This window comes from Klebsiella sp. K-Nf6 (genome assembly GCF_002806655.1).
GTDB lineage: Bacteria > Pseudomonadota > Gammaproteobacteria > Enterobacterales > Enterobacteriaceae > Klebsiella > Klebsiella variicola.
The window spans coordinates 154426-176130 of the sequence record NZ_PIBN01000006.1 but is presented as its reverse complement, the minus strand read 5'-3'; the positions used below and the strand labels follow the sequence as shown (position 1 = coordinate 176130).

At 61.1% G+C, this 21705-nt stretch carries 25 protein-coding genes and 1 riboswitch; of the genes, 5 read left to right on the top strand and 20 right to left on the bottom strand.

The genetic code is table 11. The annotated features are described in order from the left end of the window. Positions 1-24: 24 nt before the first annotated feature. The 20 genes from cobU to pduF form a co-directional block, all read right to left on the bottom strand. Positions 25-570 carry a bifunctional adenosylcobinamide kinase/adenosylcobinamide-phosphate guanylyltransferase gene (gene cobU, locus CWM61_RS12595; RefSeq protein ID WP_016161746.1) on the bottom strand — a complete coding sequence of 182 codons (546 nt, stop codon included), beginning with the start codon at positions 568-570 and terminating at the stop codon, positions 25-27. Continuing rightward, a complete protein-coding gene (locus CWM61_RS12590) occupies positions 564-2087 on the bottom strand; it encodes a cobyric acid synthase (RefSeq protein WP_100631331.1) in 1524 nt (507 codons plus the stop codon). The genes cobU and CWM61_RS12590 overlap by 7 nt, the downstream gene beginning before the upstream one ends. Continuing rightward, positions 2084-2908, bottom strand: a complete 825-nt coding sequence (locus CWM61_RS12585) for an energy-coupling factor ABC transporter ATP-binding protein (RefSeq protein ID WP_100631330.1) — start codon at positions 2906-2908, stop codon at positions 2084-2086. The genes CWM61_RS12590 and CWM61_RS12585 overlap by 4 nt, the downstream gene beginning before the upstream one ends. Before the next feature lie 8 nt (positions 2909-2916). After that, positions 2917-3594 carry an energy-coupling factor ABC transporter transmembrane protein gene (locus tag CWM61_RS12580; protein ID WP_100631329.1) on the bottom strand — a complete coding sequence of 226 codons (678 nt, stop codon included), beginning with the start codon at positions 3592-3594 and terminating at the stop codon, positions 2917-2919. Then, positions 3581-3862 carry an energy-coupling factor ABC transporter substrate-binding protein gene (locus tag CWM61_RS12575; RefSeq protein WP_012967312.1) on the bottom strand — a complete coding sequence of 94 codons (282 nt, stop codon included), beginning with the start codon at positions 3860-3862 and terminating at the stop codon, positions 3581-3583. The genes CWM61_RS12580 and CWM61_RS12575 overlap by 14 nt, the downstream gene beginning before the upstream one ends. A gap of 1 nt (position 3863) precedes the next feature. Beyond that, the gene (gene cbiM / locus CWM61_RS12570) at positions 3864-4601 is read right to left on the bottom strand and encodes a cobalt ECF transporter S component CbiM (protein ID WP_074387693.1); all 738 of its coding nucleotides are present in this window, start codon (positions 4599-4601) and stop codon (positions 3864-3866) included. Continuing rightward, positions 4598-5311 (bottom strand): cobalt-factor II C(20)-methyltransferase, encoded by a 714-nt coding sequence (locus CWM61_RS12565; RefSeq protein ID WP_074387692.1) that lies wholly within the window; start codon positions 5309-5311, stop codon positions 4598-4600. Before CWM61_RS12565 ends, cbiM begins: the two co-directional genes overlap by 4 nt. Next, positions 5308-6102 carry a sirohydrochlorin cobaltochelatase gene (cbiK, locus tag CWM61_RS12560; protein ID WP_074387691.1) on the bottom strand — a complete coding sequence of 265 codons (795 nt, stop codon included), beginning with the start codon at positions 6100-6102 and terminating at the stop codon, positions 5308-5310. Before cbiK ends, CWM61_RS12565 begins: the two co-directional genes overlap by 4 nt. A gap of 10 nt (positions 6103-6112) precedes the next feature. After that, positions 6113-6898, bottom strand: a complete 786-nt coding sequence (locus tag CWM61_RS12555; RefSeq protein WP_100631328.1) for a cobalt-precorrin-6A reductase — start codon at positions 6896-6898, stop codon at positions 6113-6115. Then, entirely contained in the window at positions 6895-7620 is a 726-nt protein-coding gene (locus CWM61_RS12550) for a precorrin-3B C(17)-methyltransferase (protein WP_100631327.1), read from the bottom strand. Before CWM61_RS12550 ends, CWM61_RS12555 begins: the two co-directional genes overlap by 4 nt. Beyond that, complete coding sequence (gene cbiG, locus CWM61_RS12545) at positions 7620-8675, bottom strand: cobalt-precorrin 5A hydrolase (RefSeq protein WP_100631326.1); 1056 nt, start codon at positions 8673-8675, stop codon at positions 7620-7622. The genes CWM61_RS12550 and cbiG overlap by 1 nt, the downstream gene beginning before the upstream one ends. Continuing rightward, positions 8656-9429 (bottom strand): cobalt-precorrin-4 methyltransferase, encoded by a 774-nt coding sequence (locus tag CWM61_RS12540; protein WP_004149602.1) that lies wholly within the window; start codon positions 9427-9429, stop codon positions 8656-8658. Before CWM61_RS12540 ends, cbiG begins: the two co-directional genes overlap by 20 nt. Next, positions 9422-9991, bottom strand: a complete 570-nt coding sequence (locus tag CWM61_RS12535) for a decarboxylating cobalt-precorrin-6B (C(15))-methyltransferase (RefSeq protein ID WP_100631325.1) — start codon at positions 9989-9991, stop codon at positions 9422-9424. The genes CWM61_RS12540 and CWM61_RS12535 overlap by 8 nt, the downstream gene beginning before the upstream one ends. Next, entirely contained in the window at positions 9981-10586 is a 606-nt protein-coding gene (locus CWM61_RS12530; protein WP_100631324.1) for a cobalt-precorrin-7 (C(5))-methyltransferase, read from the bottom strand. The genes CWM61_RS12535 and CWM61_RS12530 overlap by 11 nt, the downstream gene beginning before the upstream one ends. Further along, positions 10580-11719 carry a cobalt-precorrin-5B (C(1))-methyltransferase CbiD gene (gene cbiD, locus CWM61_RS12525; RefSeq protein WP_100631323.1) on the bottom strand — a complete coding sequence of 380 codons (1140 nt, stop codon included), beginning with the start codon at positions 11717-11719 and terminating at the stop codon, positions 10580-10582. The genes CWM61_RS12530 and cbiD overlap by 7 nt, the downstream gene beginning before the upstream one ends. Beyond that, positions 11716-12351: a cobalt-precorrin-8 methylmutase gene (locus tag CWM61_RS12520; protein WP_074387685.1), complete on the bottom strand. Its 636-nt coding sequence runs from the start codon at positions 12349-12351 to the stop codon at positions 11716-11718. The genes cbiD and CWM61_RS12520 overlap by 4 nt, the downstream gene beginning before the upstream one ends. A 10-nt stretch (positions 12352-12361) precedes the next feature. Beyond that, entirely contained in the window at positions 12362-13321 is a 960-nt protein-coding gene (gene cbiB / locus CWM61_RS12515) for an adenosylcobinamide-phosphate synthase CbiB (RefSeq protein ID WP_074387684.1), read from the bottom strand. Continuing rightward, positions 13318-14694, bottom strand: a complete 1377-nt coding sequence (locus tag CWM61_RS12510) for a cobyrinate a,c-diamide synthase (RefSeq protein ID WP_100631322.1) — start codon at positions 14692-14694, stop codon at positions 13318-13320. The genes cbiB and CWM61_RS12510 overlap by 4 nt, the downstream gene beginning before the upstream one ends. A 92-nt stretch (positions 14695-14786) precedes the next feature. Next, positions 14787-14965: riboswitch (cobalamin riboswitch) on the bottom strand. Between the two features lie 280 nt (positions 14966-15245). Continuing rightward, complete coding sequence (pocR, locus tag CWM61_RS12505; protein ID WP_100631321.1) at positions 15246-16157, bottom strand: transcriptional regulator PocR; 912 nt, start codon at positions 16155-16157, stop codon at positions 15246-15248. 202 nt (positions 16158-16359) lie between these two features. Next, positions 16360-17169: a propanediol diffusion facilitator PduF gene (gene pduF, locus CWM61_RS12500; RefSeq protein ID WP_100631320.1), complete on the bottom strand. Its 810-nt coding sequence runs from the start codon at positions 17167-17169 to the stop codon at positions 16360-16362. 524 nt (positions 17170-17693) lie between these two features. Between pduF and pduA the strand changes: the two genes are divergently transcribed. Genes pduA through pduE form a run of 5 tightly spaced genes read left to right on the top strand, consistent with a single transcriptional unit; the run spans position 17694 to position 21700 of the window. Beyond that, positions 17694-17978 carry a propanediol utilization microcompartment protein PduA gene (gene pduA / locus CWM61_RS12495; RefSeq protein ID WP_100631319.1) on the top strand — a complete coding sequence of 95 codons (285 nt, stop codon included), beginning with the start codon at positions 17694-17696 and terminating at the stop codon, positions 17976-17978. After that, the gene (gene pduB / locus CWM61_RS12490; protein ID WP_100631318.1) at positions 17975-18787 is read left to right on the top strand and encodes a propanediol utilization microcompartment protein PduB; all 813 of its coding nucleotides are present in this window, start codon (positions 17975-17977) and stop codon (positions 18785-18787) included. Before pduA ends, pduB begins: the two co-directional genes overlap by 4 nt. 18 nt (positions 18788-18805) lie before the next feature. Then, positions 18806-20470 carry a propanediol dehydratase large subunit PduC gene (pduC, locus tag CWM61_RS12485; protein WP_074387681.1) on the top strand — a complete coding sequence of 555 codons (1665 nt, stop codon included), beginning with the start codon at positions 18806-18808 and terminating at the stop codon, positions 20468-20470. 10 nt (positions 20471-20480) lie between these two features. After that, positions 20481-21161, top strand: a complete 681-nt coding sequence (pduD, locus tag CWM61_RS12480) for a propanediol dehydratase medium subunit PduD (RefSeq protein ID WP_074387680.1) — start codon at positions 20481-20483, stop codon at positions 21159-21161. 14 nt (positions 21162-21175) lie between these two features. Next, positions 21176-21700 (top strand): propanediol dehydratase small subunit PduE, encoded by a 525-nt coding sequence (gene pduE, locus CWM61_RS12475; RefSeq protein ID WP_100631317.1) that lies wholly within the window; start codon positions 21176-21178, stop codon positions 21698-21700. Positions 21701-21705 lie beyond the last annotated feature (5 nt).

Sequence of the window (21705 nt, the reverse complement as noted above, 5' to 3'; positions counted from 1 at the left end):
TGGCCCGGTCAGCCAGCGATTGAGTTATTTGATTTTGACGCCGATGCCAGAGACCACCAGCCAGACTGCATCCGCCGCGGCCGCCAGGCGCTGATTGACCCGCCCGGCAATATCGCGAAAATGCCGCGCCAGGCGATTCTCCGGCACAATGCCCATCCCCACCTCGTTGGTCACCAGCACGACGTGCGCCGGACAGCGCTGACAGGCGGCAATCAGCACGCCAATTTCGTCATCAATAGCCCGCTCCATGGCGGCGTAATCCCAGCCATCGGGGTCGCTGTCGCCACCGAGCGCGAACAGCAGGTTGGTGACCATGGTGGTGATGCATTCCAGCAAAATCGCCTCCGCTGGGGCGATATCCGGGGTGATCAGTTCATCAAGCTGCTGCCAGCGCTCGGCGGTGCGCCAGTGGGCGGGCCTGCCGTCGCGATGATGCTGGATCCTTGCGGCCATCTCGTCGTCAAAGATTTGCGAGGTGGCGATATATAAAACCTGCGGCGCATCGGCAATCAGCGCCTCGGCATGGCGGCTTTTGCCGCTGCGCGCGCCGCCGGTAACCAGAGTCAGCATAGGGGCTCCTGATGTTGGCGCATGATGGCGTAAATTTTATCGATGGCGATATGTTCGCGCATGGCGTCCGCCAGCCGATCAAACTGCCGGGTTTTATAGCGGGCATATTCCAGCACGCTATCCAGAGGCGCCAGCCCTTTGCGCTGGCGCAGGCCGTTGAGCAGCGCCCGGGTAAAGGCATCGCTGTCGAACAGGCCATGGAGATAGGTGCCGAATGCCAGGCCGTCGTCGCTTATCGCCCCGTCGTCCACTGACTGTCCCGCTTTATGCAGTTGCAGCAGCGGCGGGCTGCCGGCCTCGCGGCGCGTCTCGCCCATATGAATTTCATAGCCACTGACGCGCAGACCCGCCGCGTCGGCTAGCCAATCCGGGAGCGCAGACCCCAGGGTCGCCTGTACCTGGGTGGTGGTTTTGTGCTGAGCGAAGTGGGTCACGGTCTTCAGCACCCCCAGTCCGGGCTGGGTGCCAAGGCCAGACTCCACCTCATCAATAATGGTTTCGCCCAGCATCTGATAGCCGCCGCAGATCCCCAGCAGCGGCACCTTGCGCTGCCGGGCCTGCTCGACCGCGTGCGCCATGCCGCTCTCGCGCAGCCAGCACAGATCGCCGAGGGTATTTTTACTGCCCGGGAGAATGACCAGGTCGGCATCGGCCAGCGCCTGCGGATCGCGGACATAGCGCACCCGGACGTCAGGCTGCGCCGCCAGGGCGTTAAAGTCGGTAAAATTGGCGATATGTGGCAGGTGAACCACGGCGATGTCGATGTCGCGCCGGTCGGTGCGATGGTATTTCCCGGCCTGCAGCGCGACGCCGTCTTCATCCTCAAGATCCACGTCAAGCCACGGCATAACGCCCAGCACCGGCACCCCGGTCAACGCCTCGATCTGCTCTATCCCGGAGCGCAGGAGCGCCACATCGCCGCGGAATTTATTGATGATCACCCCTTTGACCCGCGCCCGCTCCTCGGGCTGGAGCAGCGCCAGCGTGCCGTAAATCGCGGCAAATACCCCGCCGCGATCGATATCGGCCACCAGGATCACCGGACATTGCGCCATCTCGGCCATGCCCATATTGACGATATCGCGGTCGCGCAGGTTAATCTCCGCCGGACTGCCGGCGCCTTCCAGCACCAGCGCCTCATACTCCCCGGCCAGGCTCTGGTAGACCGCGAGGATCTGCTCGCGCAGGCGCGGCTTGTACTGGTGATAGCTCACCGCGTCCATGCTGGTCGCCACCTGCCCCATCAGCACCACCTGCGCCTGACGGTCGCTGGTGGGCTTCAGCAAAATCGGGTTCATGCGGACATCCGGCGCGATCCCTGCCGCTTCGGCCTGGAAAATCTGCGCCCGGCCCATCTCTTTGCCATCCGGCGTAATGCCGGAGTTCAGCGCCATATTCTGTGATTTAAACGGCGCGGTGCGCAGCCCATCCTGATGAAAAATGCGGCACAGTCCCGCCACCAGCACGCTTTTCCCGACGTCGGAAGCCGTGCCCTGTAACATCACTGCCAGCGTCATGACGCCTCCTTTATCGCGCCTATCGCGTTGTTGTGCATCCGCTGAAAAAACTCCGCTTCGGTTTTACACAGCGGCAATCCCAGTTCGCTATGAAGTTTCACCAGCCACGGCTGCGTCAATCCCGCCCGGTCCATCGTCTCCGCGCAGGCAAATACCTCGCCGGGATCCCCCTCGGCCAGCACTTCGCCGTGACGCAGAACGTAAACAGCATCGCTCACCTCATAGATCAAATCGATATCATGGCTGGAGATCACCACGCGCCGCCCCTGCCCGACAATGCGCTGGATGATGGCGATCATCTGCGCCCGCCCCCGGGGATCGAGGCCCGCGGTGGGCTCGTCAAGCAGCAGGTAGCGCGCCTGCAGCACCAGCGCCCCGGCGATCGCCACCCGTTTTTTCTGCCCATGGCTGAGGCACTGGATCGGCTGCTGGCGAAACCCCTGGGCATCGACGAGGGTCAACACTTCATCCACCCGGCGGGCGATCTCCTCTTCCGCCACCCCGAGGTTACGCAGACTAAAAGCGATATCGCTGTCGATATCGGTATAGAAAATTTGCTGGTCCGGATCCTGAAACACCGTCGCCACCTGCTGGCGCAACGCCAGCAGACCGCGCTTGCTGTAATTCAGCGCCTCTCCTTGCCACAGCACCGCCCCCTGCTGCGGGCGCAGCAGGCCGCTCAGGTTCATAAACAACGTCGACTTTCCGCAGCCGTTGGCCCCCACCAGGCCGGTCACCGCGTGGCGGGAAAAATCCAGCGTCAGCCCTTTGAGTACCGGCTCATCCTGATAGCGAAACCAGAGATCGGTTGTGGCAAGCATACTTATCCTTAGAGGTGAAAATCACCCTGGTACAATTTGATATCCAGCGCCGTGCTCATCTGCTGATAGCGCAGGAGGACGCGGGTGAACAGCAGTCCCACCAGCATCGCCAGCGAGCGATAGCCCTGCGGCACGCTACCATAGCCAAAACGCAGGGTTTGCGCGCGGTGAATCGCCATCGCCTCGTCTAACAGAATAAAAATGAAGCGCCAGGTCAGCAGGATCTGCTCCGTCAACAGTCGCGGTACGCGACCGCGCTTGAGTAAGATAATCAGCTGCGGGAAAGGCAGATTAAGCACCAGCCAGAGCGTGGCCGCCATCGCCGCCAGGCTGCGCCAGAAGGTCTCCTCGGCCACGGCCAGCCCCTGGGCGGAAATCCCTATCGAGAAAGCGCCCAGCCGAAAGCTCGCTAACAGCATCTGCGGGTCGCGGCTGATGCTAAACAGAATGGTCAGCACGCCGACCAGCAAAAAGCCAAAGGGCAGCGCCATCCACCGGCACCAGCGCCAGAATGAGACCCGCAGCAGCCAGCAGGTCAGCGCGGCGGTCAGCGCCAGCGTCAGCGCCTGGCCCCACGCCGGCAGCGTAAAGGCCAGCACCATCAGCAGCAGCCAGAGCAGAAACTTCCGCTCTGGCGCCACCTGCAACCAGCGGCTCTGGTAGCTGAGTCGGTCAAACCCGGTCATCACGGCGCTGCCTGCCCCTCGCATACCCGAGAATGTAGAAAATCACCGCCGCGCCCAGCGAGCCCTGCAGGGTAAACAGCAGGCTCTCAATCTCGCCACTCGCCGGTTCGTACAGCGGCTGGAACCAGGGTTGATAATCTGGCGCCACCACCTGGATCTGGCTCTCCGCTTCACCGTCCGAGCCGCCAAACTCGCCGCCGTGGTTAATAAAAAATGGCAGGATCATCAGGGCAACTACCATCGCTAACAGGATCAGCGTCTTTTTCATATTAATGTCCCTCCGCGGCGATCAGCCGCCGTTTGGTCAGTTGATCGTAGATCATCACGGTGAGCAATCCTTCCGCGATGGCGATCGGGATCTGCGTCAGGCAGAAGATCCCCATAAACTTGACGATCGATCCGCCTGCCCCGGTGGCCGGATCGGGGAAAGCCACCCCGAGCTGGACGGAGGTGACAAAATAGGTCATCAGATCCGCCAGCATCGCGCAGAGAAAGACCCCGACATCGCGACGGATCCCCGCCCGGCAGGCCAGCTTCCACACCAGATAGCCGACCATCGGGCCGATCACCGCCATCGACATCCCGTTAGCGCCAAGGGTAGTCAGGCCGCCATGCGCCAGCAGCAGCGCCTGGAACAGCAGAACGATCGCCCCCAGCACCGCCACCACGCCCGGCCCGAAGAGGATCACCGCCAGACCGACGCCGGTCGGGTGCGAACAGCTGCCGGTCACCGACGGGATCTTCAGCGCCGAAAGAACAAAAATAAACGCCCCGCAGAGGGCCAGCAGCACCTTCTGATTGCTCTCCTCCTGGACGATACGCCGCAGGCGCACCAGGCCGTACCACAGGCAGGGTAAAAATAGCAGCCACCACGCCAGCGCCCACATCGGCGGCAAAAATCCCTCCATGATATGCATGGCGAACGCCTCCTGCGGGACGATGATCAGCAGAATAGCGGCCGCCAACCCCCCGTACGAAAGCTGCTTCAGCGATTTCACCTGATTCATTGCGCGTCCTCCCACTGTTTGTTAACCAGGATGGTCGAGAAATAGGGCAGCGGCTGGTCATCACTGACCTCGCGCAGACGGCGCCAGCACTGCTCGCCCGGCAGGGTCGCCTCTGACATCATCAGCGCCGCATCCAGCAGCCCCGCCTGCGCCAGCAGCGCCTTAATGCGGGCGAAGCGGCCGTAGACTTTCATCAGCACCAGACTGTCATGCTGGCGCAGCGCCGCGGCAATGTCCGCTTCCGGTGCAGTGCAGGAGATCACCGCCAGCGACTGCTGTTCCATGGCCAGCGGGGTTTTCGCCCGCGCGGCAATGGCGGCGAAGGAGGTAACGCCAGGGACAATCTCCAGCCAGTCGGGGCAGCCAATCCGCTGCAGCAGAAAGACCCAGGTGCTGAACAACATGGCGTCGCCGAGGGTGATAAACCCGACCTGCCTGCCCGCCGCCACCTCCTGGGCCAGCGCCGCGGCGACGTCATTCCACACCGCCTCTTTTTCCGCGCTGTCGGCGCTCATCGGAAAATGGCAGCAGCGGACCTCCGTGTGTGCGCCAAGGTACTCGCGCACGATGGAGAGGGCCAGGCTGTCGCCGCCTTTGCGGCCGGCTGGCGCATACAGCACATCCAGCTGGCCGAGGATCCGCGCCGCACGCACGGTGATCAGATCGGCCGCCCCCGGCCCGGTGCTCAGGGCGTAGAGTTTGCCGCTCATGCTGCTTTCTCCATCGCGTCGTTCAGCGCCTGCTGCAGATGGGCAACAAACATCGCCCGCACCGCCGGATTCTCCCCTAACCCGTTCAGCCACGGCGTGGCGGGGATGCCGGCGGCATTGAAGCGGGTTTTCCACGAATCGTCTTCGTCGGAGGCCATATCATTAATGGCATGATCGCCGGCCACCAGCATCAGGGGCATCAGATGTACGCCGGTCACGCCCTGGCGGGAGAGTTCGTTAATGACGATGTCCACTTCGGGATAGCTTTCCACCGCCCCCACCCGCGCCGGAAAACCCTGCACCGCCATCATATGATCCAGACAGGCGTAGGCCGCGAAAGCGTGGTGGCTGGCGCCGTGCCCCATAAACACCACTCGCTCCGTCGCCGCCAGCGGCGGCATCTGCTGGCGCAGGGCCTGCATCAGCTGAACATAATCGCTATGTCCGCTCAGCAGCGGCACGCCCAGCGTCAGACGCTGAAAGCGCGGGCGCATGCTCTGCACTTCGCGAACGATCTTCTCGTACTCGTCGCCGTTGATAATGTGCAGGGACTGGATCGCCACATCCTGATACCCCTGCTCGGCCAGCTTTTGCAGGGCCTGCAGGGGGGTATCGATATGGATACCGTCGCGCTGCCGCAGTTTGCGAATAATCATCCCCGAGGTGAAGGCGCGGAACAGCGTGCGGTCCGGGCAGCTGGCGGCCAGATCGCGCTCGCAGGCGGTAATGTTCTTCTCACGGGTGTCGTGATAGCTGGTGCCGAAGCTCACCACCAGAAGTGCTTTTTTCATATCCTGTTCCTCAAGTCGCCGACAGCCAGCGCGTCAGCCGCGCAGCGAAATCGGCCTGGCTTTCCAGTAATTCATCGCCCTTCACCAGCGGCGCCGGGCGGGTAATGACGATGCAGGGGATCCCCGCATCAAGACAGGGTTGTACTTTTTCCTGATAGCCCCCTTCCGCGCCCGAGGCTTTCGTGACCACAACATCAGCCCGGCACTGGCGATAAAAGGCGGCGTTAAATTCGGCGCTGAACGGCCCGCAGAGGGCAAAGATTTCCCCGACGCCAAACCCCAGATCGCTACAGTGCTGAACCACCTCTGGCACCGGCAGCACCCGGGCGAGCAGCGTTTTCTCCGCCAGTCCCGCCCGCCAGGCCGCCAGATCTTTGCTGCCGGTGGTCAGCAGGATCCGCTCACCGAGGCGACGAGCCACCGCGCAGGCCTCATTCAGGTCGCCGACCACGTGAAGTAACGGATGGTGCAGATCGCTCAGTTGCTCCGGTCTTTGATAACGGCTGAGCAGGACCCCGGTGCTGGCGCAGGCGCGCACAATATTCTGGCTGACCACCTCGGCGTAGGGGTGAGAGGCGTCGATCACCCAGCGGGTGCGCTGCGCCCTCAGCCACTCCGCCATCTGCTGCCACTCCATGCGCCCGCAGCGTATCCGCCCGCGGATATCGCCGGCCAGCCGCTCGCCGGTGGGGGTCGCCACCGACAGGGTGTAGCGCACGCCAGCGGCGTCCAGCTGCTGGCAGATCGCCCGCGCATCGCTGGTGCCCCCGATAACCAGCACGTCGCCGTGGTTCACAGCGTGTAGCCTCGCGGGGTGATCATCAGACCGTTGTCGATGTAAGTCGCTTTGTTGCCGACGATGACCAGACTGGTCATATCCACCGGGGCAAAATCCATCTCCCCGAGGGTGGTCAGCCATTTCTCCTGCTTTTTGCGCCCGGCAGATTTGACTACGCCGACCGGCGTGTCCGGGCTTTTGCTGGCCGCCAGCAGCGCAAAGGCGCGCGCCAGATGCCCTTCGCGGCCGCGGCTGCGGGGGTTGTAAAAACAGATGACGAAGTCCGCTTCCCCTGCGGCGACAATGCGTTTTTCAATCACCGGCCACGGCGTCAGCAGATCGCTGAGGCTGATATGGCAGAAATCATGCATCAGCGGCGCGCCGAGCAGCGAGGCGGCGGCGATACTGGCCGTCATCCCTGGGATCAGACGAACCTCAATGTCCAGCTGCTGCTTATTGACCAGCTCCAGCACCAGCCCCGCCATGCCATAGATGCCGGCGTCGCCGCTGCTGATCAGCGCAACGTTGTGCCCGGCCTGCGCCAGCTCAATGGCGGCCTGGCAGCGTTCAATCTCTTTGCACATGCCGGTTTTGATCACCTGCTTGTCGCCGGTAAAGGCTTTTACCAGGTGGGTGTAGGTCTTGTAGCCCACCACAATCTCTGCCGCCTGCAGGGCCTCCACGGCTTCCATGGTCATCATCGCCTGCGAGCCAGGGCCAATTCCGATTACGCTTAACATCAGTGTGTTACTCCCAAAGTAATGGTCACGCCCTGCTCGCGCAGGGTTTCGCCGGACAGGTTTCCCTGACTCAGCAGCCAGGCCACCGGGCCGGAGACGCTGCCGACGCCGACCGTCTCCCGGACAAAAGACGAGGCCGGAAAGCGGTGCTCGTGCTCGCGCAGCGCCTCGGCGCTGAAGGTTTCGAACGGCACCCGGCAGCGGTGAGCCAACTGGCGCAACCCCGGCTCGTTTGCCTTCAGGCTCACGCTGCCAATCGCTTTCAGCGCCAGCGGGTCAAGACGCTGAGCGGCAAGCTGGCGATCCAGCAACGTACAGAGCAGGGAACAGGGGGTGTCGCGCCGACAGCCGATCCCCGCCACCACCCGCTGGGGCACCAGCTTCCAGTGAGGTACCGGCAGCGGCGGCAGCGACCGGCGCAGGGTGACGCAGATCAGCGCGTCGAGCGCCGGCAAGCGCGCAAGGTCGCTTACCGGGATAAAGCCGCGTTGGTCGCACCGGCTTAGCGCCTCGGTAAATTCAGCGTCGCACCACAGCCCCACCCGCTTACCGCTCACCAGCATCTGGTTGACGGTTTTCACCGCCGCGCGAAAATCGGTCATCCTGGCGTTCAGCTGGAAGGCCAGCGTGTCGAGGGCGGCCAGCTCGTTGACGTCAGTCGCCGTGGTGATCACCGGGTCGGCATCGAGCATCCCGGCCAGATAGCGGGTCAGCGCGTTCGCCCCCCCGGCATGGCCGGAGAGCAGGCTGATGACGTGCCGGGCGCGCTCATCAATCACCACCACCGCCGGGTCGCTGAACTTGTCATTCACCAGCGGGGCCAGCACCCGCACGGCAATCCCGGTGGCGCCGATAAAAATCAGCGCCGAGAAGCTGCTGAACGCCTCGCGGGCTGCACAGGCAAAGCCGCCATTGAAGGGGATAAACCCCTCTTCCTGCAGCGCTTCGCTGGTGTAGCAGGTGAGCGGTAGCATGGCCGCCAGCCGTTTTGCCAACCGCACGCCGCCGGGCGTCAGGCAAAACAGGGCAATGGATTCAGGCTTTACGGTATTCATGGCTAAAATCCGCTGCGTACAGTTTTGAGTAGTGATACTCATCGCCAAGGAAGGGACCGACCAGGATCAGCGCCGTTTTGCGGATCCCGGCGTCGCGTACTTTGTCGCCGATGTCCGCGAGGGTACCGCGGACGGTCTGGCTTTCCGGCCAGGTGGCCTTGTAGATCACCGCAACCGGGGTGGTCGCCGGGTAGCCGCCCTCCACTAGCCGCTCCGCCACCCGGTGAATACGCTGCACCGACAGGTAAATCGCCATGGAGGTTTGATGACTGGCAAAGGCCTCCAGCTGTTCGCGCGCGGGAACCGGCGTGCGCCCTTCCAGACGGGTAATAATCAGACTTTGCGATACCTCGGGCACCGTGTACTCCACCCCCAGCTCGGCCGCCGCGCCGAGGAAGGCGCTGACGCCCGGCACCACCTGCCAGCGGATCCCGCGGCGGGTCAGCTCTTCGCCCTGTTCGCGCACCGAGCCGTACAGCGAAACATCGCCCGTCTGCAGACGCACCACCGTTTTTCCCGCCTTCACCCCCGCCTCCATCAGGTCGAGGATCTGCTCCAGATGCAGCGCGGCGCTATCGTGGCACTCCGCCTGTGGCGGACAGTAGGCCAGCAGCTCGGTGTTGATCAGCGACCCGGCGTAGATCACCACCTGCGCCTGCTGCAGCAGACGGTATCCTTTGAGAGTAATCAGTTCGCGATCGCCAGGACCGGCGCCGACGAACCACACGCAATGGGGATCAAAAGTCTCAGCCATGGTTTTCTTCCTTCTGACAGGCGATGACAAAAACGGGATTATGAGGTTTGAAATAGTGGCCGCTGCCCAGCGTGGCCAGCGTGGAGACTGCCAGCTGCTGGCAGTCCACCTCGCGAATGCCGCACTGCTGCAGGTGCCCCAGGGCGCTATGAAGGTTTTCCTGCAAAATAAAGGTCATCACCAGCCGGCCGCCGGGATGCAGCTGCGCCAGCGACCAGTCGATCAGCGCCGTCAGGTGGCCGCCGCTGCCGCCCATGAAGATAGCGTCGGCTTTGTCGGCGACCGCCAGCGGCGCGACGCCCGCCACGATAGCGATGTTGTCGCAGCCAAAGCGCTGCCGGTTGTCCGCCAGCAGGCGCAGCGCGTCGGCCTGACGCTCAATCGCCGTCACCCGTAGCGCCGGGTTCTGCAGGGCGGCCTCAATGCTGACGCTGCCGGTGCCCGCGCCGATATCAATCAGATGGCGCGCCCGGTGCAGCTCCAGCTTCGCCCGCGCCAGCGCGCGCACGGCTTCTTTGGTCATCGGCACCTGGGCGCCGCGCAAAAACAGCTCATCTTTCATCGAGGATCACCACCGCATTCATTTCATATTCGTCCTCCACAGCGCTGACCGGCAGCCAGTGGATCCGCTCGTTTTCCATCGCCAGGTTCTCGCCAATCACCATCCAGCGATGGCCTTTGCCGCGGGCCGTCAGTTGGGCGGCAATCTCCCGCGGTCCGCAGCGGCCGTCGGTCACCATGGCGACTTTCCGGTGGGCGGCCAGCGCATCGACGCTCACCTCCCGGCCATGGCTGCTGGTCAGCCACATGTCGTTCATGTCGATGCCCGCCCGGGCGCAGAGGTACTGCACCGCGCTGATGCCGGGGATCACCTGCACTCGTTCCCGGCCAAAGTGGGCAATCAGCCGGGTGCCAATGCCATAGAACAGCGGATCGCCGGAGGCCAGCACCACGACGTGGCGCCCGGCGCGGGCCTCGATCCACGCCAGCAGCGCCGGAATATCAGCCCCCAGCGCAAAGCGCTCGCCGGCGAAGGCGGGAAACTGCTGGAGATGGCGGCTGCCGCCCACCAGCGCCTCGGCGGCGCCGATCGCCTCGCGCGCGGCCGGGGTCAGCCAGTGTAGCCCCGCCGGGCCCATCCCCACGACCGTCAACATGCCAGCTCCCGGGCAATCGCCTCCAGCGGACGGCTGCTGCCCAGCACCTGGTTATCAAACGAAAACAGAACCGCGTCGCAGGTGGGCGGTTGCTGAGTGAAGCGCAGCATCTCAAGAACGCGCTGGCAGATACGCTCAGCCAGATGGTTATAGAGGCGCTGGTATCCCCAGGCGTCGATATGCTCCATTGCCGCTTCGGTGGTATCGCACTCGCTGACCAGCGTCAGCAGCGGCAGCGGCGCGCCAAGCAGCGCCAGATGGGCGACGAGGGTTTCCATCCGCGCATCGGCGATATGGCTGTGGGTATGAAAGATCCCGGCGGCGATTTTGATCAGTTTGCCGGGGTGGCCGATGAGCACAATCTGGTGGAAACCGAGCCGAACCGCCTCTTCAATCATGTAGCCGACGAAGTTGCTCATGGTGACGACCACCTGCGGGTCGATGCCCATCTGCTCGCGGACAAAGCGCTCGCCGTGGTTGCCCGGCACCAGCACCACGCGATCCAGCCCGGCGGCGCGTTTTATCTCCAGCTCGAGGGAGAGCGAACGCTTCCAGCTCTCTTCCGACATCGGGGTGACGATCCCGGTGGTGCCGATAATCGAGATCCCACCGAGGATCCCCAGCCGCGCGTTATAGGTTTTTTGCGCGCGAAGTACACCTTCCGGAGCAAAGATCTCCACCTGCGCGCCGCGGGAAGGGCCAATCGCTTCGCGAACGGCGGTCTCGATGGTGTGCCGCGGAGTACGGTTTATCGCCGGACCGCCTGTCGGCAGACCGATCCCTTTGCGGGTCACCGTGCCGATGCCCTCGCCGCCCTGCAGGCTAATCTCTCCGCTGTCATTGAGGGTCACCCGGGCAAAAATCAGCATGCCGTGGGTGGCGTCGACATCATCGCCGCCGTCTTTACGGATCGCGGCGACCGCCTGCTGCCCTTCGACGTGCGGGGACTCAACGTTCAGGCACAAGGTGACGCCGGAGGGGGTGACGATCGAGACCTGATGGATCAGATGCTGGCGCATCACCATCAACGCCGCCACTTTTGCCGCCGCCGTGGCGCAGGAGCCGGTGGTGTAGCCCTTGCGCAGCGCTTTGCCGTGATGCCACACCGGAGCGTCAAAGGTCTGGTCGCTCATTGCGCCTCCCGCAGGTGGTAAAGCAGAGCGTTCACAATCGCTGCCGCCACGTTGCTTCCCCCTTTGCGGCCGAGCGCGGCGATAGCCGGCAGGCCACTCTCGCTGAGCGCCGCTTTCGACTCCGCCGCGCCGACGAACCCGACCGGTACCCCCACCACGCCGCCGATGGCGATCTCGCGATGTTCCAGCAGGCGAAACAGCGCGGTTGGCGCATTGCCGAAGACGAACACTTTCTCCCCTGGCTCCTGCACCGCAATATCCACCGCCGCCATCGAACGGGTCATCCCCCGGCTTTGCGCCTCGCGAACCACCCGCGGGTCGCTGATATAGCAACGGCATTCGCCGCCAAAGCGGGCCAGCAGGGTTTTGTTGATCCCGGACAGCGCCATGGTGGTATCGGTATACAGCGTGCAGGGCCGGCTCAACGCCTCGCTCAGCGCGATCAGGGCATCCGGAGAAAACCACAGAATATCCAGCCAGTCGAAGTCAGCGGTGGTGTGGATCACCCGCTTGATAATCGCCTCATGCAGTGGGCTGGCAAAACGGTAGTCCGGGCGCGTTTCAGCGATGATCTCGCTGATGATGTCGAAGCTTTTCGCCTCGATCGCCTGCGGTTGTTGGATGTACTGCATCAGGTTCTCCTCAGGCCGCGCCGACCAGCCAGTAGCGCACGCCGATAAATAGCGCCAGCGCCAGGGTTGACGCCACCCACATTAATCGAATGGTTCGGGAAATATCGTCCACCGCGATGTCGCGGACGGCGTCGCCTATCCAGGGCTTTTCAACGCGCTGGCCGAAGTAATCGTTCGGGCCGCCAAGGCGGATCCCCAGCGCGCCGGCGACGGTCGCTTCCGGCCAGGCGCAGTTAGGACTGCTGTGCTGATAGCGATCGCGCCAGCCTGTCCGCAGCGCCCGGGCGCCATCTTCCCGGCATAGCACTGCGGCAAGGCTGAGCAGCAGCCAGCTCAGCCGGGCGGGAAGGAAGTTGGCCACATCGTCAAGACGGGCGCTGACCATGCCGATCGCCCGATATTTTTCGTGTTTATAGCCGACCATGGAATCAAGGGTGTTGACCGCTTTATAGGCCATGGCCAGCGGCGCGCCGCCCAGCAGCAGGAAAAAGAGCGGCGCGATAATGCCATCCACCGTGTTTTCCGCCACGGTCTCCACCACCGCACGGTTGATCTGCGCTGGCTGGAGCTGAGAGGTGTCGCGCCCGACAATCCAGGAGAGCTTATGCCGGCTTTCGGCGAGATCCCCGGCCTGCAGCGGCCGGGACACCGCCATCGCCGACTGCGCCAGGCAGCGCCCCGCCAGCGCGGTGAAGATCATCCACACCTCCACCAGCCATCCCAGCCAGGGATGGATCCCGTGCGCCAGCGCCAGTACGCCCCAGGCCACGCCCCACGTCAGGCCGGTCACCACCAGCCACATCACTCCGCCGCCGATGCGCAGCGCCCGGTCGCTATGGCAGACGCGCCGCACTACTCGCTGGCTGACGGTGATCAGGCGACCTATCCAGCGCACCGGATGCGGCCAGTGCGGCGGATCGCCAATGAGCACATCAAGTATCCAGGCCACACACCAGGCGAGGAGAGTCATTGCGCCCTCCTTGCCGCTCGCAGCCAGTGGTTGAGCATGGTGGGACGCTGGGCAAAGTGGACATGGAGATAGCTGGCAAACGCGCTGCCGGATTGCCATCCTCCCGGCCACTGCTGGAGTGTCTTACCGTCTCGCTGTTTACGGCAGGCCAGTACGGCAGGGGTGGCGGGAGAAAAATCGGAGTAATGAAATTCATGGCCGCGCAGCCACTCTCCAGGAGCGGCCAGCAGCGTCTGCTGCTGCGCCTGCGCTTCGCAGTAGCCGAACCGGGTCAGACGCGTCCCCATTCGGCTGTGTCCAGGAATAATATCCGCCATGGCGTAGCGCTCGCCGCCGGTGACTTCCAGGGTCGTGCCCAGATACATCAGGCCGCCGCACTCGGCGTAGATCGCCACTCCGCGCCGGTGCGCCGCGCGAAGCTGCGCCAGCATCTCGTGGTTGGCGGACAGCCCGGCCGCATGCAGCTCCGGGTAGCCGCCGCCGAGCCAGATCATCTGGCAGGCCGGCAGATGGCGATCGCGCAGCGGGCTAAAGCGCACCATCTTCACGCCGCAGCGCGCCAGCAGCGCCAGGTTATCGGGGTAATAAAAATTGAAGGCCTCATCGTCAGCGAGGGCCAGCGTCAGTCCTTCGCCGGCGTCGGCGGCAAGCTGTTCCCCCCACTCGCCGACCGGCATGGCGGCCAGTTCGCTGAGGGCCAGCAGCCGGTCTATGTCGAGGGTGCGCCCCAGCAGGCTGGCAAAATCCCGCCATGCCTGCTGATTGACCACCGACTCACGGGCGGTCACCAGCCCCAGATGCCGTTCGGGCAGCGCCACGCCTTCCACGCGCGGCACATAGCCGAGCACTGGCTCCTGACAGTAGCGTTCAATGGCGCTTTTCAGCAGCTGGAAGTGCGCGTCGCTGTTGACCCGATTGACGATAACGCCAGCAATGTTGAGGGCCGGATCAAAGTGTTGAAAGCCCATCACCGTGGCGGCGATGGAGGTCGACACCGCTTTGCCATCCACCAGCAAAATCACCGGGCAACCAAGCTGTTTAGCCATCGCCGCGCTGCTGCAGTAGTTGGGGTCGATGCCGTAGCCGTCATACAGGCCCATCACCCCTTCGATAACCGCGATGTCGGCCTGCTGCAGTTGTTCAGCAAACAGCGCGTTGAGTATCGGGGAGGGAAGCATAAAGCTGTCGAGATTGCGGGAGGCGATGCCGCTGATGGCGGTATGCCAGGCGGTGTCCAGGTAGTCAGGCCCTACCTTACAGGGTTGCACCCGCAAACCGCGCTGTTTGAGCAAGCTGAGCAGGCCAAGCGTAACGGTGGTTTTGCCACAACCGCTGCCGGTACCCGCAAGAATAAACGCATGCCTGGTTGCCATACCCTGTCCTGTTCAGGTGGTCGGGGTATAGCTGCGCGCATGCCTGGTCCTGCGACCACGCACCGCTAAGCCACCCACTTCCCACCGAAGTTGTTGGTCAGTTACCGGCAGGCAGGTCTTCTGGCTTAGCCTCGTTCTCGCCCGCCCTTCCCAATCTTTCGATCAGTGGTTTTTGCGGGGTCGTCAGCATCACAGCAGCGGGGGCTGCGGGGGATTTACACCCCCTTCCCTGACACCAAACTGGTGTCGAACCTGTCGGTTGTATTCGCCGATGCGCCATGCATCCGCGATTAATGTTTCAAGCTTACTTTTACCGTCTCATCACCTGCAAAATGACGTCAGCGAGGTGAAGCGGTGTTGTGATATTCATCAGTCTCGTATTAACGGACACTCTATCCCATCACAAAAATAAAAACTGGTGTAGTTTATCCCTCGAATATCACTATTTTGTTGCGCTATGACAATTTATTGCTCTACTGTCGTTTTTTTCATTTTATAATGATGAAGATACTCCGGGATATCAAAAATCGGCAATAGCAAAATATTGTCATTTAAAAAGACTCAGTTTGTGATCCGGCATTAATTTGCTGACGAAATGCCTGCGGCGTGACCTGATAGGTCTGGCGAAACACTTTGCAAAAATAGCTGGTTTGCGAAAAACCTAAATTCCGCGCGATGCTGGCAATGCTCCAGTCGCTGTGGCATAGCAGCTCTTTTGCGCTCGCCATCCGCTGCTGATTGACCCAGGCGTTAAAGCCGATCCCCTGATACTTTTTAAACAGTTTGCTGAAGTAGTACGGGCTGAGATAGACATGCGCCGCCACGTCCTCCAGACGCAGCTCATCGGAGAGATGCGCGTCGATATAGCGCAGCGCCTTCTTCATTTTGCCATCGTGCGGCGAGGCCGCCCGGCTGGCCTGCGCCGGGTCGTTCTGCGGCGGGTTATCTTTGATAACCACAAAGTTGAGCTGTTTTTTCAGGCAATTTTCGACGATCAGCTTCAGCAGATCCGCCGAGGCGATAACCCGCGAATAGTCCATTTCAGGCACATCGCGAAACGCCTGGACCAGCGCCGGATCGTCCTGCCAGCGGTCATCCACGTTCAGAATATCAACCAGTTCAATATCATTGCTCAGACGCACCTGGCCGCATAGCACGAAGCCAACGAGGTGGCCGGCGATCACCAGCGGGATGGAAAAATCGGTTAACCCCGCGTGACAGCGGTAGATACACAGCTGGTCATTTTTCGAGGCTTCCAGCCCGCCGCAGCGGTCGCTCATGCGACAGCGTCCGCTGCGCTCCGGGTGCTGACGCATGAGTTGGCAAAACGGCGTGAAATTAAACAGTTCAGAAATCTCATCACCGTGAATATTGACGACCACAACCGCCAGACTGGTGGCTTGCGCAAAATCCTGTGCGATTTTATTGATGAGTTCTGAGTTCAGGGTACTCGCAGAAATCATGATAAAACCCCTCAGTTAATTTTTTGTTATAAATAAAACATATTTTTCATATTTACCTTTTTTAGCATCAGATTCCTTCGACGATAAAAAAGTGCATTGACAATAACAAAAGTCTCCCAACCCGGGGAGACTTTTTGAGCGGTTCGTGATATCGGTTCATGAAATAGTTTTGCTATTTCAGTAATACATTTTTCACTGGATGCTAACGCGTATTTTTCTCCTCAACGCAGGTATGGCAGGGAAGATTATTGGCGATGAGAAAACGATAAATTGCGGCGCCGAGGCAGGCGCCCAGCAATGGCGCGATGATGGGCACGATAAAATAGGGAATATCCCTTCCGCCAGTCATCGCGATGTCTCCCCACCCGGCGAGCCAGGCAAATAATTTCGGGCCAAAATCACGCGCCGGGTTCATCGCAAAGCCGGTAAGCGGCCCGGTCGAGGCGCCGATCACCGCCACCAGAATGCCAATCAACAGCGGTGCCAGCGGGCCCTTGGGTACGCCATTGCCATCATCGGTGAGCGCCATGATCATCCCCATCAGCATTGAAGTGATCACCACCTCCACCAGCGCCGCATGCCAGATGCTGAGCTCAGGCGCCGGGTAGGTACTGAAGATACTGGCCAGCTGCAGGCTTTCCAGGCTGCCACGTACCATGTGATGCACCGTTTCAAATTGCGTAAACAGGGTGCTGTAAAGTATCCAGGCTAACACGGCGCCGCTAAACGCGCCGGCGACCTGGGCCACGATATAGGGCAACACTTTTCTGCCCGGGAAGCAGGCAAACAACCACAGGGCGACGGTGACCGCGGGGTTCAGATGCCCCCCCGAAATGCCGGCCGTCAGGTAAACCGCCAGAGAAATACCCAGTCCCCAGATAATACAGATCTCCCACAGCCCCAGGCTGGCGCCAGCCAGCTTCAGAGCGCTCAGGCAGCAGATACCAAAAAACAGAAACAGCCCGGTGCCTAAAAACTCGGCGATACATTGCGCACGTAAAGAACCATTCATTGTGACACCTCTTGACGAAGTTCGTGTCCAGGCCAGCCAACCATCCGCTGGCGCCTTGGGTACGGCGAGGCCCACTATAGAAACCGGCGGCAGCAAAGTGTTGGCATCCTGCTGAAAACGGGCAGCGTAAAATCGCTGAAGAAGAGCAATTTATTGCTATTTGCTCGCGAATCCATACAGCAATGGCGGGCGTTCAGGGGATATTTTTATTTCCAACTCAATAATAAAAAATTGCAAAAGCGCAGTACTTATTTTCCAACAAATATCACACCACGCAAAATATCGCATAGCAAAAATAATTTAAAAAATCACGCCTAAAAATGTAAATACGGAACAGCACCCGCAAGATAATCACATTAATAATTAAAATAAAAACCAATAAAAACAACAATATAAAACAAACCATGACTATTTATTATTATATAAAAACCACTATTTTTTCGCTCTACACTATCAACTCAGCCATTCTTTTTCGCCGCCCCGCCATATAGTTCTCTCACTGGAACATACCCTGCGAGGTCTTTATGCAACAAGAAGCATTAGGAATGGTAGAAACCAAAGGCTTAACCGCAGCCATAGAGGCCGCTGACGCAATGGTTAAGTCGGCTAACGTCTTATTAGTTGGCTATGAAAGGATCGGTTCAGGTCTGGTGACCGTTATCGTGCGTGGCGACGTGGGGGCAGTTAAAGCCGCTACCGACGCCGGTGCCGCCGCAGCCCGCCACGTGGGCGAGGTGAAAGCCGTACACGTCATTCCCCGCCCCCATATCGATGTTGAAAAAATCTTACCGAAGGGGAATAGCCAATGAGCAGCAATGAGCTGGTTGAACAGATCATGGCGCAAGTCATAGCCCGTGTGGCGACACCAGAGCAGCAGGCGCTTCCCGATACCCCCCATCCCACAGGAGAGACGGCTATGGCAGAGAAAAGCTGCAGCTTAACGGAATTTGTCGGGACCGCCATTGGCGACACCCTCGGGCTGGTCATCGCCAACGTGGATGCCGCATTGCTGGAAGCCATGAAGCTTGAAAAACGCTATCGCTCTATCGGCATCCTCGGCGCTCGCACCGGCGCCGGGCCGCACATTATGGCCGCCGATGAAGCGGTCAAAGCCACCAACACCGAAGTGGTCAGCATCGAACTTCCACGCGACACCAAAGGCGGCGCCGGCCATGGCTCGCTGATTGTGCTGGGCGGGAACGATGTTTCCGACGTCAAACGCGGGATTGAGGTCGCGCTGAAAGAGCTGGACCGTACCTTCGGCGATGTTTACGGCAACGAGGCGGGTCATATCGAGCTGCAGTATACCGCGCGCGCCAGCTACGCCCTTGAAAAAGCCTTCGGCGCCCCGCTGGGCCGCGCCTGCGGGATTATCGTCGGCGCACCGGCGTCTGTCGGGGTGCTGATGGCCGATACCGCGCTGAAATCAGCCAACGTCGAAGTGGTGGCTTACAGCTCACCGGCCCGCGGCACCAGCTTCAGCAACGAAGCCATCCTGGTGATTTCCGGCGACTCCGGCGCGGTGCGCCAGGCGGTGATCTCCGCCCGGGAGATCGGCAAAACCGTACTGGGGACGCTGGGCGCCGAACCGAAAAACGATCGCCCCTCCTACATTTAATACCCGCGAGGCTGATTCATGAGATCGAAAAGATTTGAAGCACTGGCGAAACGCCCTGTGAATCAGGATGGTTTCGTTAAGGAGTGGATCGAAGAGGGCTTTATCGCGATGGAAAGCCCTAACGATCCCAAACCCTCTATTCGCATCGTCAACGGCGCGGTGACCGAACTCGACGGCAAACCGGTTGACCAGTTCGACCTGATTGACCACTTTATCGCGCGCTACGGCATCAATCTGGCGCGTGCCGAAGAAGTGATGGCCATGGATTCGGTCAAGCTCGCCAATATGCTCTGCGACCCGAACGTTAAACGCAGCGACATCGTGCCGCTCACCACCGCGATGACCCCGGCGAAAATCGTCGAAGTGGTGTCGCATATGAACGTGGTCGAGATGATGATGGCGATGCAAAAAATGCGCGCCCGCCGCACGCCGTCCCAGCAGGCGCATGTCACCAATATCAAAGATAACCCGGTACAGATTGCCGCCGACGCCGCTGAAGGCGCATGGCGCGGCTTTGACGAGCAGGAGACCACCGTCGCCGTGGCGCGCTACGCGCCATTCAACGCCATCGCCCTGCTGGTCGGTTCACAGGTAGGCCGCCCCGGCGTCCTCACCCAGTGTTCCCTGGAAGAAGCCACCGAGCTGAAACTGGGCATGCTGGGCCACACCTGCTATGCCGAAACTATTTCGGTCTACGGTACGGAACCGGTGTTTACCGATGGTGATGACACCCCGTGGTCGAAAGGCTTCCTCGCCTCCTCCTACGCCTCGCGCGGCCTGAAAATGCGCTTTACCTCCGGCTCCGGCTCTGAAGTGCAGATGGGTTATGCCGAAGGCAAATCGATGCTTTATCTCGAAGCGCGCTGCATCTACATCACCAAAGCCGCCGGGGTGCAAGGCCTGCAGAATGGCTCCGTCAGCTGTATCGGCGTGCCGTCCGCCGTGCCGTCGGGGATCCGCGCCGTACTGGCGGAAAACCTGATTTGCTCAGCGCTGGATCTGGAGTGCGCCTCCAGTAACGATCAAACCTTTACCCACTCGGATATGCGGCGTACCGCGCGCCTGCTAATGCAGTTCCTGCCAGGCACCGACTTTATCTCCTCCGGTTACTCGGCGGTGCCGAACTACGACAACATGTTCGCCGGTTCCAACGAAGATGCCGAAGACTTCGACGACTACAACGTGATCCAGCGCGATCTGAAGGTCGATGGTGGCCTGCGGCCAGTGCGTGAAGAGGACGTGATCGCCATTCGTAATAAAGCCGCCCGCGCGCTGCAGGCGGTATTTGCCGGCATGGGTTTGCCGCCAATTACGGATGAAGAGGTGGAAGCCGCCACCTACGCCCACGGTTCAAAAGATATGCCGGAGCGCAATATCGTCGAGGACATCAAGTTTGCCCAGGAGATCATCAACAAGAACCGCAACGGCCTGGAGGTGGTGAAAGCCCTGGCGAAAGGCGGCTTCCCCGATATCGCCCAGGACATGCTCAATATTCAGAAAGCCAAGCTCACCGGCGACTACCTGCACACCTCCGCCATTATCGTCGGCGAGGGCCAGGTGCTCTCGGCCGTGAATGACGTGAACGATTATGCCGGTCCGGCAACAGGCTACCGCCTGCAAGGCGAGCGTTGGGAAGAGATTAAAAATATCCCGGGCGCGCTCGATCCCAATGAACTTGGCTAAGGGGTAAAAAATGGAAATTAACGAAACGCTGCTGCGCCAGATTATCGAAGAGGTGCTGGTGGAGATGAAAACAGGCGCAGATAAGCCGGTCTCCTTTAGCGCGCCTGCCGCTTCTGTCGCGTCGGCCGCTGTTGCTCCTGTGTCCAGCGACAGCTTCCTGACGGAAATCGGCGAAGCCACACCCGGTACACAGCAGGATGAAGTCATCATTGCCGTCGGGCCCGCCTTTGGCCTGGCGCAAACCGCCAATATCGTCGGCATTCCGCATAAAAATATCCTGCGCGAAGTGATCGCCGGCATTGAGGAAGAAGGCATCAAAGCCCGGGTGATCCGCTGCTTTAAATCTTCTGACGTCGCCTTCGTGGCGGTGGAAGGCAACCGCCTGAGCGGCTCCGGCATCTCGATCGGTATTCAGTCGAAAGGCACCACCGTCATCCACCAACGGGGCCTGCCGCCGCTTTCCAATCTGGAACTCTTCCCGCAGGCGCCGCTGCTGACCCTGGAAACCTACCGCCAGATTGGCAAAAACGCCGCGCGCTACGCCAAACGCGAGTCGCCGCAGCCGGTGCCGACGCTCAACGATCAGATGGCTCGTCCCAAATACCAGGCGAAGTCGGCCATTTTGCACATTAAAGAGACCAAATACGTAGTGACCGGCAAAAACCCGCAGGAACTGCGCGTGGCGCTTTAACAAAGGATATCCCGATGAATACCGACGCAATTGAATCCATGGTACGCGACGTGCTGAGCCGGATGAACAGCCTACAGGACGGGGCAACGCCCGCGCCAGCCGCGCCGACAAACGACCCCGCTCGCCAGCCTAAAGTCAGCGACTACCCGTTAGCCACCCGCCATCCGGAGTGGGTCAAAACCGCTACCAATAAAACGCTCGATGACCTGACGCTGGAGAACGTATTAAGCGATCGTGTTACGGCGCAGGACATGCGCATCACCCCGGAAACGCTGCGCATGCAGGCGGCGATCGCTCAGGATGCGGGACGCGATCGGCTGGCGATGAACTTTGAGCGGGCCGCCGAGCTCACCGCGGTTCCCGACGACCGGATCCTTGAGATCTACAACGCCCTGCGCCCATACCGTTCCACCCAGGCGGAGCTACTGGCGATCGCTGACGACCTGGAGCATCGCTACCAGGCCCGGATCTGTGCCGCCTTTGTTCGGGAAGCGGCCGGGCTGTACGTCGAGCGTAAGAAACTGAAAGGCGACGATTAACAGGG

What these genes read in the sequence shown, in the direction of transcription:
- cobU (WP_016161746.1), bottom strand. Translation starts at nt 570, where the DNA reads ATGCTGACTCTGGTTACCGGCGGCGCGCGCAGCGGCAAAAGCCGCCAT.
- CWM61_RS12590 (WP_100631331.1), bottom strand. Translation starts at nt 2,087, where the DNA reads ATGACGCTGGCAGTGATGTTACAGGGCACGGCTTCCGACGTCGGGAAA.
- CWM61_RS12585 (WP_100631330.1), bottom strand. Translation starts at nt 2,908, where the DNA reads ATGCTTGCCACAACCGATCTCTGGTTTCGCTATCAGGATGAGCCGGTA.
- CWM61_RS12580 (WP_100631329.1), bottom strand. Translation starts at nt 3,594, where the DNA reads ATGACCGGGTTTGACCGACTCAGCTACCAGAGCCGCTGGTTGCAGGTG.
- CWM61_RS12575 (WP_012967312.1), bottom strand. Translation starts at nt 3,862, where the DNA reads ATGAAAAAGACGCTGATCCTGTTAGCGATGGTAGTTGCCCTGATGATC.
- cbiM (WP_074387693.1), bottom strand. Translation starts at nt 4,601, where the DNA reads ATGAATCAGGTGAAATCGCTGAAGCAGCTTTCGTACGGGGGGTTGGCG.
- CWM61_RS12565 (WP_074387692.1), bottom strand. Translation starts at nt 5,311, where the DNA reads ATGAGCGGCAAACTCTACGCCCTGAGCACCGGGCCGGGGGCGGCCGAT.
- cbiK (WP_074387691.1), bottom strand. Translation starts at nt 6,102, where the DNA reads ATGAAAAAAGCACTTCTGGTGGTGAGCTTCGGCACCAGCTATCACGAC.
- CWM61_RS12550 (WP_100631327.1), bottom strand. Translation starts at nt 7,620, where the DNA reads ATGTTAAGCGTAATCGGAATTGGCCCTGGCTCGCAGGCGATGATGACC.
- cbiG (WP_100631326.1), bottom strand. Translation starts at nt 8,675, where the DNA reads ATGAATACCGTAAAGCCTGAATCCATTGCCCTGTTTTGCCTGACGCCC.
- CWM61_RS12540 (WP_004149602.1), bottom strand. Translation starts at nt 9,429, where the DNA reads ATGGCTGAGACTTTTGATCCCCATTGCGTGTGGTTCGTCGGCGCCGGT.
- CWM61_RS12535 (WP_100631325.1), bottom strand. Translation starts at nt 9,991, where the DNA reads ATGAAAGATGAGCTGTTTTTGCGCGGCGCCCAGGTGCCGATGACCAAA.
- CWM61_RS12530 (WP_100631324.1), bottom strand. Translation starts at nt 10,586, where the DNA reads ATGTTGACGGTCGTGGGGATGGGCCCGGCGGGGCTACACTGGCTGACC.
- cbiD (WP_100631323.1), bottom strand. Translation starts at nt 11,719, where the DNA reads ATGAGCGACCAGACCTTTGACGCTCCGGTGTGGCATCACGGCAAAGCG.
- CWM61_RS12520 (WP_074387685.1), bottom strand. Translation starts at nt 12,351, where the DNA reads ATGCAGTACATCCAACAACCGCAGGCGATCGAGGCGAAAAGCTTCGAC.
- cbiB (WP_074387684.1), bottom strand. Translation starts at nt 13,321, where the DNA reads ATGACTCTCCTCGCCTGGTGTGTGGCCTGGATACTTGATGTGCTCATT.
- CWM61_RS12510 (WP_100631322.1), bottom strand. Translation starts at nt 14,694, where the DNA reads ATGGCAACCAGGCATGCGTTTATTCTTGCGGGTACCGGCAGCGGTTGT.
- pocR (WP_100631321.1), bottom strand. Translation starts at nt 16,157, where the DNA reads ATGATTTCTGCGAGTACCCTGAACTCAGAACTCATCAATAAAATCGCA.
- pduF (WP_100631320.1), bottom strand. Translation starts at nt 17,169, where the DNA reads ATGAATGGTTCTTTACGTGCGCAATGTATCGCCGAGTTTTTAGGCACC.
- pduA (WP_100631319.1), top strand. Translation starts at nt 17,694, where the DNA reads ATGCAACAAGAAGCATTAGGAATGGTAGAAACCAAAGGCTTAACCGCA.
- pduB (WP_100631318.1), top strand. Translation starts at nt 17,975, where the DNA reads ATGAGCAGCAATGAGCTGGTTGAACAGATCATGGCGCAAGTCATAGCC.
- pduC (WP_074387681.1), top strand. Translation starts at nt 18,806, where the DNA reads ATGAGATCGAAAAGATTTGAAGCACTGGCGAAACGCCCTGTGAATCAG.
- pduD (WP_074387680.1), top strand. Translation starts at nt 20,481, where the DNA reads ATGGAAATTAACGAAACGCTGCTGCGCCAGATTATCGAAGAGGTGCTG.
- pduE (WP_100631317.1), top strand. Translation starts at nt 21,176, where the DNA reads ATGAATACCGACGCAATTGAATCCATGGTACGCGACGTGCTGAGCCGG.